Source organism: Geodermatophilus sp. SYSU D00705 (assembly GCF_054050135.1).
Map to the genome: position 1 here is coordinate 38,935 of NZ_JBJGYT010000014.1, position 13,752 is coordinate 52,686.

A 13,752-nucleotide genomic window follows, 5' to 3' on the forward strand; every position below is an offset into this window, starting at 1 on the left:
GACTCAGCGCGGCAGGGGCTCCGGCCGGCCGGGCTGCTCGCCGCCGCGGGCCTCGCCGTAGGAGCGCTTGGGCACCATGACCTTGCGCCGGAAGATGCAGACGACGGTGCCGTCCTGCTTGTACCCGGTGGTCTCCACGTGCACGACGCCACGGTCGTCCTTCGACTTCGACTCGGTCTTGTCCAGCACCGTCGTCTCGCCGTAGATCGTGTCGCCGTGGAAGGTCGGCGCCACGTGCCGCAGCGACTCGATCTCGAGGTTGGCGATGGCCTTCCCCGAGACGTCCGGGACGCTCATCCCGAGCAGCAGCGAGTAGATGTAGTTGCCGACGACGACGTTCCTGCCGAAGTCGGTGGTCTCCGCCGCGTAGTTGCTGTCCAGGTGCAGCGGGTGGTGGTTCATCGTGAGCAGGCAGAACAGGTGGTCGTCGTACTCGGTGACGGTCTTGCCGGGCCAGTGCTTGTAGACGGCCCCGACCTCGAACTCCTCGTAGTACCGGCCGAACTGCATGCGCTGTGCTCCCGGTGTCGACGCTGACGGCGGGGTGGTGGACGGCCGGCGGGCAGGGCCTCCGCGACGGAGGGGCAGTTGCCCACCACGCGGCGTCGGTGCCCCATCTGGACGGGCGCCGATCCTACGATGCCCCGGTGCCGCCGGTAGCCCCCGTTCGTGACCCCGGGGAGCCCGGCGTCCTGACCCTCTCCACCCGCGGCCGCGTGGTGCGGCTGGCCGCCTCGGCCGTCGTCCTGGCGGTGCTGCTCGGCGGCACCGTGTGGGGCACGGACGCGGACTTCCCCTTCGGGCCGTTCCGCATGTACTCGACCCGGGCCGACCCCGACCGCCCGGTCGTGTCCACCCGGGTGGTGGGGTTGACCGCCGCCGGCGAGGAGGTCCCGCTCTCCGGTGGCGAGGTCGGCCTGCGCCGGGCGGAGTTCGAGGGTCAGCTGCCCCGGCTGGTCGACCGGCCCGAGTTGCTGACGCTGCTGGCCGAGAGCTACGCCGACCGCCACCCCGACACGGAGCCCCTGGTGGCGGTGCAGGTCGTGCAGCGCCGGTACGAACTGGTCGACGGCCGGCAGACCGGCGAGGCCACCGACAGCGTCCTCGTGGCCCAGGAACTGGAGGGCACCCCGTGAGCGGGACCGCGCGGACCGGACTGCGTCCCGGCGGGACCGAGCCGGCGAACGGGGACGCGCCGAGGCGGTCCTCCGGCTGGTGGTTCCGGCCGGTGCCACTGGCCCGGATCGCGGTCTTCCGGACCATCGTCTACCTGTTCGTCCCGGTCGACGTCTTCCTCACCACGGCCTGGGTGCGGGCGCACGCCGACGTCCCGACCGAGTACTACCAGCCGCTCACGATCGGGCAGCTGCTCCCGTTGCCGACGCCGACCGCCACGGTGGTGCACGTCGTCCAGTGGGCGCTCGTGGTCACGGCCCTGGCCGCGGCCACCGGCCGGGCGCCCCGACTCCTGGGTTCTGCGGTGTTCCTCCTCTACCTCGAGTGGATGGTCATCGCGATGAGCTACGGGAAGGTGGACCACGACCGGATCGCCTATCTCGTGGCGCTGGCCGTGCTGCCCACGATCGGGCGGGTCCGGTGGCGGGACCGGCGCACCTCCGAGGCGGCCGGTTGGGCCATGGCGGCGGTGTTCGTCACCGTCATGCTCACCTACTTCCTCGCCGCCTGGGCGAAGATGCGCTTCGGCGGCTGGGACTGGGCCACCGGGTCGACGCTGGCCCGCGCGATCGTGCGCCGCGGCACGGTGCTGTCGGACTGGACCCTCGAGGTGCCCGGACTCCTCGTGGGCGCCCAGTGGGCGATGCTCGTCCTGGAGTTCGCCGCACCGCTGATGCTGCTCGTGTGGTCCAACCGGGCACGGGTGGCCCTCGTGGTCTTCCTGCTGGGCTTCCACCTCGCGGTGTTCGCCAGCGTGAAGATCATCTTCCTCCCGCACTGTGTGGCGATCCTGTCGATCCTCCCGTGGGAGCGGCTGCCGGACACCGCCCGCCGGCTGCGCGGGCGACTCGGGCGGGCGCGGCCGGCGGCGGTGCAGCCGACAGGCGCCGCGCCGCCGGGCTGACCTCCTCACGGGCTCAGAGCAGCGCGCTGATCCGGGCCGCCATGTCGGCCTCGTGCTGCTGGTAGGACGCGGCCACGCCGTCGAGCAGGGTGCCCATGCCGGTCAGCGCGTCGCTCACCCCCTGGGCGCTGAGCCGCCACTGCTCGTAGAGCTCGGTGAACCGCAGCGCGGCCTGGCTGTCGGTCCACCCGTCGAGCACCGACGCGTTGACGCTGCTGGACAGGGTGACGTGCCGCGCGGCGGTGTCGGACGCCTCGGCCCGGCACTGCCCGGCCATCGACTGCAGGGTGGCGATCTCGACCTTCACGGTTCCTCCTCGGTCCGGGCCTCTCCCGGTCGCAGCGCACGTTAGGGCGGCGGGGGCGGCGCGGGGTCCGGTCGTCCACAGCCGGAGCGGCCGTCCACAGATGGCGATCCGGACGCCCCCGTGCAGCCGCCGGACGGTCACGGTCGTCCCGTGCCCGAGTCCGCCACCCCCGCCCCGCCCACCGCCCGTTGCTGGACCGTCGTCACGTCCGCCGGCGCGGTCGACGTGGAGGTCGTGGCGGCCGACGACGACCGACTGGGCACGGTGCTCCCCGGGCTGGTCGCCGCCCTGGGAGTGCCGGCCGCCGAGCTGTGGTCCGGGTCGACCCGCCTGCCCGCCGCGCTGCCGCTCACCGATCCGGGGCTGGCGCACGGCGCGGTCCTCGGCCTGGGCCGGCCCGGTCCCCGCCAGGGCGACCGCGAGCGCCGCAGCGCGCTCGAACTGCACGTCGTGGGCGGACCGGAGGCGGGCCGGGCACTCCCGCTGTCCCGCGGGCGGCAGGTGGTGGGGCGCGGGGGTGCCGCCGACATCCCGCTGGACGACCCCGACGTCTCCCGCCGGCACCTGCTCGTCGAGGTGGGCTCCGGCGAGCTCAGCGTGACCGACCTGGGGTCGACGAACGGCAGCCGGCTCGACGACGAGCCCCTCGGCGACCGGCCGTGCCCGTGGCCGCACCACTCGATCGTCCGGGTCGGCGCCAGCACGCTGGCCCCTGCCGGGCCCGGGAGCATCCGGGCAGCGGTGCAGGCGGCCCCCGGCGGTCGTCTCCAGCTGCGCCCGCCGCCGCGACTGGAGCCACCCCGTCCGGAGGTGGAGGTGTCCGCCCCCGCCGCACCGGCCGACCTCCCCCGGCGCCGGCTGGCCTGGGTCGCCGTGCTCCTCCCCGCGCTCGGCGGGGTGCTGCTGGCCTGGCTGCTGCGCACTCCCACCTTCCTGTTCTTCGCCCTCCTCAGCCCGGTCGTCGCCCTCGGCACCTGGCTCTCGGACCGGTGGACGGGGCGCCGTGACCGGCGCCGGACGGCGGCGGCGCACGCCGTGGAGGTCGAGGAAGCCCGGGGCCGCCTCCGGGCGGCGCTCCGCACCGACGAGCGGACGGCGCGCACGGTGCACCCGGACCTGGCGGCGCTCGCCACGGCCGCCCGTCGCCGGTCCGCTCCCCTCTGGCAGCGCCGGCGTGGGGACGGCGACGCGCTGACCGTGCGCATCGGCAGCGGCCCCGGCCTGTCCGCGGTCACGTACGTGCAGGCCGACGGCACACGGGAACGGCAGACCCTCGCGCACCTGCCGGTCGCCGTCGCGCTCGGTGCCACCGGTGGGCTGGCCGTCGCCGGGCCCCGGTCGCACGTCGTGGGCCTGCTGTCCGGCATCGTCGCCCAGCTGGCGGCGCTGCACGCCCCCGGCGAGGTCGACCTGGTCCTGCTCACGAGCACCGAGCACCTCCCGGCCTGGTCGTGGCTCCGCTGGCTGCCACACGTGCAGGCCGGGAGCGTGCACGTCACCGGCGCCCGGGGAGACGGCGACGACGCCGTGCTCGCCCGGTGGCTGACCACGACGGCGGCGGGCCGTCGGGCCGCCGCGGGCGAGCGCGGCTCGCTCGCGGGCAGGGGCACCGACGGGCAACCGGGCTGGCTGGTGGTCCTCCTCGACCGTCCGGCAGGGCCCCGGCTGTCCGCGGCGCTGCGCGCAGCCCGCGACGCGGGCGTCGTCACCCTCACCTGCGGGCCGTCGCTGCACCGCTTGCCCGCGGCGCCCGACGCGGTGCTGGAGCTCGCCGGGGAGACGGGCGACGCCGCGACCCTGCACCGCACCGGAGCCGTCGACCAGTCGGGCATCACCGTCGACCGCCTCCCGGCTCCGGTCGCCGAGGCGCTGGCCCGCGACCTCGCCCCGCTGGCGCCGTCCTCCACCGGGCGGGTCCTCCCCCGCCAGGTCCGGCTGCTCGACCTCCCCGGTGACGGCCTGCGGATCCCGGCCGAGGGTGGACCGACCGGCCGGTGGTCCCGCTCCCGGGACCACCTCGGGGCGCCACTCGGGCGGACGGCCGACGGTGCGCTGACCGTCGACCTGTGCCGCGAGGGGCCGCACGTGCTCGTGGCGGGGACGACGGGCTCCGGCAAGTCGGAGCTGCTGCAGACGCTGATCGCCGGTCTTGCGCTGGGCCACCCACCCGACCGCTGCTCGTTCCTGCTGGTCGACTACAAGGGCGGCGCGGCCTTCGCCGAGGCCGCCACCCTCCCGCACACCGTGGGGCTGCTCACCGACCTCGACGGCACCACCACCGCCCGGGCGCTGCGCTCGCTGCGTGCCGAGCTGACCCGTCGCGAGGCCCTGCTGGCCGCGCACCGGGTGTCCGACATCGCGGCACTGCCCGACGAGGTGGGGTTGGCCCGCCTGGTCATCGTGGTCGACGAGTTCGCCGGCCTGGCCGAGGAGTTGCCCGCCTTCGTCACGGGCCTGGTCGGGATCGCCCAGCGCGGGCGCTCGCTCGGGGTGCACCTCGTCCTGGCCACCCAGCGGCCCGGCGGCGTCGTGTCACCGGAGATCCGGGCCAACTGCACGCTGCGGATCTGCCTGCGCACGACCGGCGAGGCCGATTCCCGGGACGTGCTGGGTACCCCCTCCGCCGCGTTCCTCCCCACGGACGCACCGGGTCGCGCCTACCTGCGGGTGGGCGGCGGCTCCCCGGTCCTCTTCCAGGCCGCCCGGGTCGCGGGCGCAGCGCGGGGGTGGAGCGGACGCGGGCCCCGGGTGCTTCTCTGGAACTGGCCGCTGCCGGCCCCCGTGGACGACGAGGCCCGGCTCGTGGGTGCGAGCGACCTCGCCCGGCTGACCGAGGCGCTGGACCGCCACGCGACCGCGTCGGGAACGCCTCGCCCGCACCGGCCGTGGTGTCCGCCGCTGCCCGACGCGGTCCGTGTCGAGGACCTCCCTCCCGATCCCGGCTCCCCGCCCGCTGCCGACTCGCGGAGCGCCGGACGCCGCCTGCGCATCGGCCTGCTCGACCGGCCCGACTCCCAGTCCCAGCAGCCGCTGTGCCTGGACCTCGAGCGGGGCGGGGCGTGGCTCGCCGTCGGTGGCGCACGCAGCGGTCGGACGACCTTCCTGCGAACCGTGCTCGCGGAGGCGGTCACGAGCCGCTCTCCCGACGACCTGCACGTCCACGTGCTCGACCACGGCGGTGGCGCGCTCGCTGCCGCCGCGGCGGAACTGCCGCACACGGGCACGGCGGTCGGCGGCCCGGACGCGCTGCGCACCGTGCGGCTTCTGGACCGCCTGACCCAGGAGGTGGCCGCCCGCCGCGCCGGGCCGTCGACCGAGGAGAGGCCCCACCTCCTGCTGCTGGTGGACGGCGTGGAGGAGCTGAGCAGCCTGCTCGACGAGGCGGACCCCACCTCCGGCTCGGCGGGCCTGCTGCGCCTGGCACGGGACGGGGCCGCCGCCGGCCTCACCTGCCTCTTGTCCGCCGAGCGTGCCATTCCCGGAGGCCGCCTGGCCGGCGCCGTGGGCACCCGGCTGGTGCTGCCGCTGCCCGACCGGGCCGACTACGCGGTCGCCGGGATCCCGGCCCGCCACGTCCCCGACCACCGGCCACCGGGGCGGGCCCTGATGGGTGAGGACGGCCTCGAGTGCCAGCTGGCACTGCCCCGCACGCTGCCGCCGGCCACCGCGTGGGCGCCCGCCGTCCCGGCCCGCCGTCCTCTGCGCATCCCGGAACTGCCGGCCGCTCCCGTGCTGCCCCTCCCCGAGCGGACCGGCGCCGGCACCGCCCTGCGACTGCCGCTGGGGCCGGGCGGTGACGAGGGCGCCGTCCTCGAGGTGGACCTCGCCGAAGCCGGAGGACTGCTCGTCGTCGGATCCCCGGGGAGTGGGCGCAGCACCGCCCTGGACGCCTTCGCCGCCCACCTGACCGCGGGCGGGGTGCCCGTCCTGCGTGTCGTCGGTGCCCCGGGCCGGTCGGCGGCGGGCTCGTCGGCGAGTCTGGAGTGCACCGACGTGGCCGGCTGGCGGTCGTGGCTGGAGTCGCTGTGCGGGGAGAGCGGTGTGGTGGTCCTCGACGACCTCGGCGCGGTGGGCGAGTCGCCGGTGGGCACCGCGATCGGCGCCGGTGGGACCGCCGGCCGGGTGGTCCTCCTGGCGGCCGGGACGGCTCCGGAGCTGGCGGCGGTGTACCGGGGGCCGGTTCCCGCGCTCCGACGGCGCCGCAGCGGGTTGCTGCTGTGCCCGGCCCCTGGTGACGCCGACCTGCTCGGCACCCGGCTCCCGCGCACCGCGCTCCCCCGCCGTCCCGGATCCGGCTGGCTGGTCACGGCCGGGGTAGCGCAGCGGGTGCAGGTCGCCCGGCGCCGGCCGGCCGAGGCAGCAGGCGCCGCCGCGCGCCAGCTCGTGGCGGCGGCTCGGTGAACGGGGGAACCGAACGCCGGTCAGAGCAGCTCGAGCACCGTGCCGATCTCCTGGCTGGCGTACCAGGCCAGCTCGTGCCCCTCGGCCTGGTCGACGACGAACTGCGCGTCCTCGCTGCCCAGATCGGCCTCCAGGACGACGTTGACCGCGGCCCGCACGTCGTCCTCCGCGTCGGCACCGTCGATGTGGGCGCTCGCGACGTCACGCAGGGCGACGTCCGCGGTGACCCGCACGGCGCCGGGCTCGGTGTCGGGGTCCTCGATCTCGGTGACCGCGGCGTCGGGGACGTCGGCGGCCAGCGCCACGCGGCGGCGGACCGCGGCCGGGTCGATGTCGAGCAGCCGCAGGCTGGCGCGGGCGGCGCCGAGGAGGGCCGCGTACTCCAGTTCCTCCACGTCGGTTCCCGCGTCACTGACCGCGTAGAACTCCCGCAGCCGCGGGGTCACCGCGAAGGCGGTGTGCGGGCCGGCCAGGCGACCGTCGTCCACGAGGGTCCGCAGGACGCTCGTCGTCGCAGGCAGATACACACGCACCGGGCTGACTCCTCTTCACTGGCGGTCAGCGCGACGGTATCCCGGCGGTCGGCGGCGCCGTCCGCCCTCGGCTCAGCCGGCGGTCTCGACCAGCGTCGCGATCTCCTGCTCGATGAGGTCGGCGAGCACGTCGACGTCGGCCACCCTGTCCCGGTCGGCGTTCAACCCGAAGAAGAGGCGGCCGTCGTAGCTGGTGATGCCGACCGACAGACCCTGTCCCGGCGCCAGCGGCACCACGGGGACGACCTCCAGCATCCGTCCCCCCGCCGCGTACAGCGGCTGCTGCGGGCCGGGCACGTTGGTGATCACCAGGTTCGACACGCGGCGGGACAGTCCTCGCGCCGCCCGCGCGCCGAGGGCGTGCAGGGTGGGCGGGGCGAAGCCGGTCAGGGCGATGAGCGTCTGCGCCCCCACCGACCGGCCCTGCTGGTTCACCCCCCGCATCGCGTAGCTGATCCGCGCGAGCCGCACCCGCGGGTTCGGCTCCCCCACGGGCAGGTCCACGAGGTAGCTGGAGACCCGGTTGCCGGGAGCGTCCTCCTCCTCGCCCTGCACGGAGACCGGCACCATGGCCCGGACGGAGGTGGAGCCGAGCACGGCCTGCCCGCGGGACAGCAGCCAGTCGCGCAGCGCTCCCGCGACCACGGTGAGCAGGACGTCGTTGACCGTCCCGCCGTGCGCCTTGCGCACCGCCTTGACGACGTCGAGGTCCGCGCGCGCCACCGCGACCCGCCGCTGGCTGCCGTTGGCCGCGTTCAGCGGACTGCGTGGCGCGGCGGACAGCGCCGACCGGGTGGCCCGGGCCACGCCGCCGACGGCGCTGCCCAGGCGGACGCCGGTGGTCCGCAGGTCGGAGACGGCGTGGCGCGCGGTGTCCACCACCGCCGTGGGCCGGGCGACGTACTCCTCCACGGCGTCGCGGACCAGTCGCAGGGTGGTCGGCAGCCGACGGGGGCGCCACGGTTCCGGCTCCGGGAGGACGACGTCCGGGACGGGGTCCAGCAACACCTGCCCGATGTCCACCGCCCCGAGCCCGTCGACGAGGGCCGGGTGGGTCTTGGTGACGACCGCGACCCGACCCTCGGCCAGGCCCTCCACGAGGTAGAGCTCCCACAACGGGCGGCTGCGGTCCAGCGGTCGCGCGGTCACGCGGGAGACCAGGTCGAGCAGCTGCGTCTCGGTGCCCGGACGCGGCACCGCCGACCGCCGCACGTGGTACTCGGCGTCGAAGTCGGGGTCGTCGACCCACACGGGGTTGGCCAGGTGCCCGGGGACCTCCAGGACCCGCTGCCGGTAGCGCGGGACCAGCGGCAGCCGGGCCTCGACCAGCGCGGCGATCGCCTCCAGGCCGCCCGGCGGCGGCTCGAGCACCAGCACCCCGGCCACGTGCATCGGGCTGTCCGGCTTCTCCAGGTACAGGAAGGACGCGTCCAGGGTGGTCAGTCGCTCCACCATCGGCCTCCTCCCGCTCGGAGGCCCACGCTACGACGGGGGCGATCCGGTCGGCACCCGCTGACGAGGATCACGCGCCCGCCTCAGCCGGCTCGTCGCCGGGAGCCGACGCGCCGACGGCCGGTCGCCGGCCGGCGTACGCCGGTGACGGACGCGGCGAGCGCCCGCAGCTCGGTCCGCAGCGGGGACGCCGGCGCGACCTCGGCGAGGGTGCGGCCGTCCGCGAGGGCGGCATCGGTCGCGCGCCGGTCCGCGGGCAGGAAGGCGGCCACCGGCTGCCCGGCGAACCGGTCCAGCGCCTCGGCGATCTCCCGGCGCGGGTCGCCCGGCACGGGGCCGCGGCGCACCTGGTTGACCACGACCACCGGCTCGACGCCCGGGACGGCGTCCCGCAGCTCCCCGAGGGCCCGGATCGTGCGCTGCAGGGCGACCGGATCGGCGCCGCTGACGCAGATCACCGTGTCCGCGGCCTCGAGGACGGTCAGCGTCACCCCGTTGCGGCGGGGCGCCGCGGTGTCGAAGGACAGCTCCTCGTCCTCCTCCAGGCTGAAGGAACAGTCGACGACGGTCAGGTCGGCCGCTCGGCGCGCCTCCTCGAGCACCGCCGCCACGCCGTGCGGCCGCAGCTCGGGCCAGCGGTCGGCCCGCGCGAGGCCGGTCAGGACGCCGAGCCGTGGGCGCACCGCCCAGGCCAGCCGCGTCAGGGCGGCGTCGTCGAGCGTCCCCGCCAGCGCCTGGCGGGCCGCGCCGGCCAGTCCGGGCGACTCGTCCAGCAGGCCCAGCACCTGGGCCACCACCCCGCCGTACACGTCGGCATCGACCAGCAGGGTCCGCACGTCCAGCCGGGCCGCCTCGTCGGCGAGCCCGACCGCGACCGTCGTCCGCCCGGGGGCGCCCGTCGGCCCCCACACCGCGACGACCCGTCCCGCGCCCGGCTGCCGCTCCACGGGCGCAGCGGCCGGCGTCGTCGCGGGCAGGGCCGCGCGCGGATCGGCGATGTCCCGCCCGGTCCGGAGCCCGCCGGTGACCGCGTCCCGCAGCGCCTGGGCGATGCCGTCGGGCTCGGTGTCGGCCGGCAGCACGTGCACCACGCCGAGTGCGCGCAACCGGTCCGCCGCCCGGTCGTCGCCGGGATCGACGAGCCCGACCACGGCGACACCGGCGGCGGCCAGGCGCGACACCGCGTCGGCGTCCAGCCGTCGCAGGTCGGCGGAGAGCAGTGCGGCCTGGCCGGTGCCGGTGGCGGCGGCCGCGAGCAACTCGGAGACGTCGACGCACCGGCGGACGACGGTGACCCCGTGGTCGGTCCGGTCCAGCGCACCGACCAGCTCCGACTCCCACCCCGCCCCGGTGACGGCGGTGAAGACCTGCACGGCCATCAGGGCGCCGGCTCCGTGGCGGCGTCCGGCTGCCCGGGCGAGGGTTCGCCGGCCGGCGTCTCGGCCACGGGCTGCCCCTCCACTCCCGTGCCCCTGGCGGGTGCGGAGGCACCGGGGGCGGAGGCAGCGGGGCCCGAGGCAGCGGCGGCACCGGTGGGCACGGCGGCCGCCCCGTCCGGCGACGGGGCGTCCACAGACTCGTGCACGACGACGACCAGCGGCCGGCCGGCGATGGCACCGAGCACCGCCGGGGCGCGGCCGGCCGGCACCGAGACCACCACCTGCACCGTCGTCGTCGCCGTGGACAGCACCCCCTCGGCGCGCCCGGAGATCGCCTGGACGGGGGCCGCGCCGACGACCAGCGAGACGTCGGAGGGACCGGTGGCGCCGACCGCCGGGTCCGCGACGGCGTAGACGTCCACGACCTGACCGCGTACCAGGCCCGGTGGGACGTAGCCCGCCTGCACCGGCAGGGCGACCTGGACCAGTTCGGCCGGCTCCTCGAGGGAGGCGCGGGGCAGCAGCTCGCCGGCCCGCACCGCTCGCGCGAGCGTGCGCCCCTCCGGCCGGGTGCCGACCGCCAGGTACGCCCCCGCCGCGCCGTCGAGCCGGACGTCGACCGCGACGAGGTCGGCCGCGGTGAGGACGGTGCCCGCGGCCAGGTCGCCGGTGGCCGACCAGACCGGCACGGTGGCGTCGGCGGCCGCGACCACACGGGCGCCCAACAGCACCGACCCCAGCACGAGGAGGACACCGAGCACGAGGCGCAGGTCCAGCCAGCGCGGCGGCCGCACGCGCCGCGGCACCGGCCCCGCGACCGGGTCGGCCGGACGCGGCGAGGTGGGGGTGGTGATCGGCGAGCTCACGGCCAGCGGTTCCTCCGGGGCTGCGGATCGTCGTCGACGACCTCGTTGGGTGACGGTCGGACGCAGATGATGCGGCACGGACGCGTATCGCCGCAGTCGCCGTCCACACGTTCGGGTGTGGACGACGCGCATGCCACCCGGACGGGGCTGCCAGACTGGGCGGGACCGGACGGAGAGACCTGATGCCCACACCGCGCTTCCTGACCCTCGACGACGTCGCCGAGATCCTCAACGTGTCGTGGTCGCAGGCCTACGCGCTCGTCCGCCGCAAGGAGCTCATCGCCATCCAGATCGGCGGCCGCGGCCAGTGGCGCGTGGAGGTGGACGAGCTGGAGCGCTTCATCCAGCAGAAGTACGCCGAGGCCCGCGCCGGCACCGCGCCGGAGCAGCCCGCCCCCGCGGAGTCCGACGAGCCCGCCGAGCAGGACGCCGAGAGCACCCCCTCCGCCACCGGCGGTCGCCGCCGGCGCTGACCCGGCTCAGCCGAGACCGGGCGCGAGCGTCCGCACCACCGCGACCGCCGAGAGCGCCACCACCCGCACGCCCCGTACCGCATCGGCGCGTCGTGGCTGGTCGGCGTCGTGCTCGGCGAGCTCGAAGAAGTCCGCGCCCACACCGTCGACCGTGCCGACGTGCACGGAGCCGTCGTCGAGGACCACCTGGACGGCGGCCCGGTCGCGGGCCAGGCCGCGCAGCGCGCGCCGCAGGTCGAGTCGACCCCGCACCGCCCCCTCGGGCTCGGCCACCGCCGTGCCCCGCCCCAGGCCGCCCACCGACCGCACCGACGCGAACGCCACCAGTACCTCGCGCCGGGCGTCGTCGGCCAGCAGGAGCCAGTCCCTGCCGACGTCGGTGAGCGTCCCGGCCACGTCCCCGGCGCCCCGGCACCGCAGACCGACGCGCCGGCCCACCGACCCCGCCACCCGCTCGGGAAGCCGGACCGCGCCCACTTCGGCGCGGCGACGGGACCCCTCCTCGGCCCGCTCCATCGCGGCCTCGGCGGCGTCGAACTCCGCCTGCAGATCGGTGAACAGCTGTTGCCAGCGCATGGTGCACCTCCTCGGCCAAGCGTAGATGGATGTCGAATCTTGCGTTTGATTGCGTTTGCGTGGTTTCGTCTCGATCCGTCGCTGAGTCGAGGAGGAGACATGTCGATCCGCCGCCTGTTGGGCACGGGCCTGGCCATGGCCGCGGTCGCGGTCGCCCTCCGTGCGCTCACCCCGGACCTCGGCTGGGTCTCCGGGTACGGCCTGGACCTGCAGCGGGCCGCCGACGACCGAGGGGCCGAGGCACTCCTCCTCGGTGCTGTGGCCGCCGGCGCGTGGACCGTCTGGGCCTGGGGCGTGCTCGGCCTCGCGCTGACCGCGCTGTCCGCGGTCCCGGGTGCCGTCGGCGCCCTCTCCCGCACGCTCGCCCGCCGCCTCCTGCCCGCCGGCGCACGGAGGGCCGCGGCCCTGGCACTCGGCGTCGGCCTCGTCGCCGGGGGCCCGCTGCTGACCGCGTGCGGCCCCGGTCCGGCGGCCGCAGCACCGGCGGCGGTCGCCGGGCCGGCCCCCACGGACGTCCGGCCGGATCCGGCGGGCGTCGTCGCGGACGGGCCCGGCCGCATCGCGGACGGGCCCCGCCACATCGCGGACTGGCCCGGCCGCATCGCGGACTGGCCCACCGCCACCGACCGCGCGCCGGCGGGCACGCCCACGGCACCCACCGAGCCCACTGAGCCCGCCGAGCCCGCAACGTCGACGGAGTCCGCGACACCGGCACGGCCCGCACCGGTCGCCACCGGATCACCTCAGCCCGAGGCGGTCCCCGACTGGCCGATGCCGGCGTCCGGCACCCACGTGGTCCTGCGCGGCGAGTGCCTCTGGGACATCGCCTCCGCTGACCTCCGGCAGCGCACCGGCCGTCCGCCCAGCGGCGGTGAGGTCGCGGCGGCCGTCCACGCCTGGTGGCGGGCGAACGCGGCGGTCATCGGCCCGGACCCCGACGTCCTGCTGCCCGGCCAGGTCCTGAACCCACCTGCGGCGCCGTGACCGCCGCCCGGCCAGGTCCTGAACCCACCAGCGGCGCCGTGACCGCCGCCCCGTCCCCGATCCCACCCCGAGCACCGGAGCATTCGATGACCGCGTCCCTCTCCCCCACCGCGCCGCCCCACGCCGAGGCGCGGCCGCTCCCCGCCGCTCCGCTGCGCCTGGTCGTCGTGCCCACCCCGCAGCCGCCGCTGGACGAGGAACCGGCCCGCCGGCTGGTCCTCCCCGGGGTCGCGGTGCCGCGCCCGGCGCACCGCCCGGGTCCGCGGATCCGTCCCGACCGCGGCCCGGCCGGCTGTGCGACCGGCTTCGGGCCGGCCTGGTCCGGTCGCGCCGACCTGCCCGACCCGAGGCCGGCCGGCCGGCGGCTGCTCCTGCTGACCCTCGAGGCGCTGACGGGGCTCCGACCGCTGGCCCAGATCCAGTCACTGACGTCGGTCGGGGTCTTCGCCGCCCTGACCAGCGGACGCCGGCCGCGCTGGTGCTCGGGCGGCACCGCCCCGGTGCTGCTCGGCCCCGTGCACGTGTGCGAGCCGGTCGACGGGGTCGCGGAGGTCACCGCCGTGGCACGCCGCTCCGGCCGCGCGCACGCGGTGGCGGCGCGGCTGGAGGGCATCGACGGCCGGTGGCGGTGCACCGCCCTGCAGATCGGCTGAGGTGGGACGACGGCCCCGGGACGGCACGGACGACGACGCCCCCGCCGG

At 76.8% G+C, this 13,752-nt stretch carries 13 protein-coding genes; 6 read left to right on the top strand and 7 right to left on the bottom strand.

Annotated elements, in window-relative coordinates:
• Positions 1-3: 3 nt before the first annotated feature.
• On the bottom strand, positions 4-510 hold the full coding sequence (locus ACI78Q_RS13075) for a MaoC family dehydratase (protein WP_456923819.1): 507 nt from the start codon (positions 508-510) through the stop codon (positions 4-6).
• A gap of 137 nt (positions 511-647) precedes the next feature.
• On the opposite strand from ACI78Q_RS13075, the gene ACI78Q_RS13080 reads away from it, so the two are divergent.
• Positions 648-1,136 (top strand): hypothetical protein, encoded by a 489-nt coding sequence (locus ACI78Q_RS13080; protein ID WP_456923820.1) that lies wholly within the window; start codon positions 648-650, stop codon positions 1,134-1,136.
• Positions 1,137-1,228: 92 nt separating this feature from the next.
• Positions 1,229-2,080, top strand: a complete 852-nt coding sequence (locus ACI78Q_RS13085; RefSeq protein WP_456923821.1) for an MFS transporter permease — start codon at positions 1,229-1,231, stop codon at positions 2,078-2,080.
• A 13-nt stretch (positions 2,081-2,093) separates the two neighbouring features.
• Here ACI78Q_RS13085 and ACI78Q_RS13090 read toward each other — a convergent pair whose 3' ends face one another.
• Positions 2,094-2,387, bottom strand: a complete 294-nt coding sequence (locus tag ACI78Q_RS13090) for a WXG100 family type VII secretion target (protein WP_456923822.1) — start codon at positions 2,385-2,387, stop codon at positions 2,094-2,096.
• A gap of 150 nt (positions 2,388-2,537) precedes the next feature.
• Here ACI78Q_RS13090 and ACI78Q_RS13095 point away from each other — a divergent pair, with 150 nt between their 5' ends.
• On the top strand, positions 2,538-6,788 hold the full coding sequence (locus tag ACI78Q_RS13095; protein WP_456923823.1) for an FtsK/SpoIIIE domain-containing protein: 4,251 nt from the start codon (positions 2,538-2,540) through the stop codon (positions 6,786-6,788).
• A 20-nt stretch (positions 6,789-6,808) separates the two neighbouring features.
• Here ACI78Q_RS13095 and ACI78Q_RS13100 read toward each other — a convergent pair whose 3' ends face one another.
• From ACI78Q_RS13100 to ACI78Q_RS13115, 4 genes are all read right to left on the bottom strand, one after another.
• Complete coding sequence (locus tag ACI78Q_RS13100; RefSeq protein ID WP_456923824.1) at positions 6,809-7,321, bottom strand: DUF6912 family protein; 513 nt, start codon at positions 7,319-7,321, stop codon at positions 6,809-6,811.
• 72 nt (positions 7,322-7,393) lie between these two features.
• The gene (locus tag ACI78Q_RS13105; protein WP_456923825.1) at positions 7,394-8,776 is read right to left on the bottom strand and encodes a WS/DGAT/MGAT family O-acyltransferase; all 1,383 of its coding nucleotides are present in this window, start codon (positions 8,774-8,776) and stop codon (positions 7,394-7,396) included.
• 80 nt (positions 8,777-8,856) lie between these two features.
• Complete coding sequence (locus ACI78Q_RS13110) at positions 8,857-10,152, bottom strand: AAA family ATPase (RefSeq protein WP_456923826.1); 1,296 nt, start codon at positions 10,150-10,152, stop codon at positions 8,857-8,859.
• Positions 10,152-11,018, bottom strand: coding sequence for an SAF domain-containing protein (locus ACI78Q_RS13115; protein WP_456923827.1), 867 nt, complete (start codon positions 11,016-11,018; stop codon positions 10,152-10,154). Before ACI78Q_RS13115 ends, ACI78Q_RS13110 begins: the two co-directional genes overlap by 1 nt.
• A 182-nt stretch (positions 11,019-11,200) precedes the next feature.
• Between ACI78Q_RS13115 and ACI78Q_RS13120 the strand changes: the two genes are divergently transcribed.
• A complete protein-coding gene (locus ACI78Q_RS13120; protein ID WP_456923828.1) occupies positions 11,201-11,491 on the top strand; it encodes a helix-turn-helix domain-containing protein in 291 nt (96 codons plus the stop codon).
• Positions 11,492-11,497: 6 nt separating this feature from the next.
• Here the strand turns inward: ACI78Q_RS13120 and ACI78Q_RS13125 are convergent, their stop codons facing one another.
• Positions 11,498-12,067, bottom strand: coding sequence for a hypothetical protein (locus ACI78Q_RS13125; RefSeq protein ID WP_456923829.1), 570 nt, complete (start codon positions 12,065-12,067; stop codon positions 11,498-11,500).
• A 99-nt stretch (positions 12,068-12,166) separates the two neighbouring features.
• On the opposite strand from ACI78Q_RS13125, the gene ACI78Q_RS13130 reads away from it, so the two are divergent.
• Both ACI78Q_RS13130 and ACI78Q_RS13135 read left to right on the top strand, forming a co-directional pair.
• Positions 12,167-13,051 (top strand): hypothetical protein, encoded by an 885-nt coding sequence (locus tag ACI78Q_RS13130; protein WP_456923830.1) that lies wholly within the window; start codon positions 12,167-12,169, stop codon positions 13,049-13,051.
• Between the two features lie 86 nt (positions 13,052-13,137).
• Positions 13,138-13,704: an Rv3235 family protein gene (locus tag ACI78Q_RS13135; RefSeq protein ID WP_456923831.1), complete on the top strand. Its 567-nt coding sequence runs from the start codon at positions 13,138-13,140 to the stop codon at positions 13,702-13,704.
• Positions 13,705-13,752: the final 48 nt, after the last annotated feature.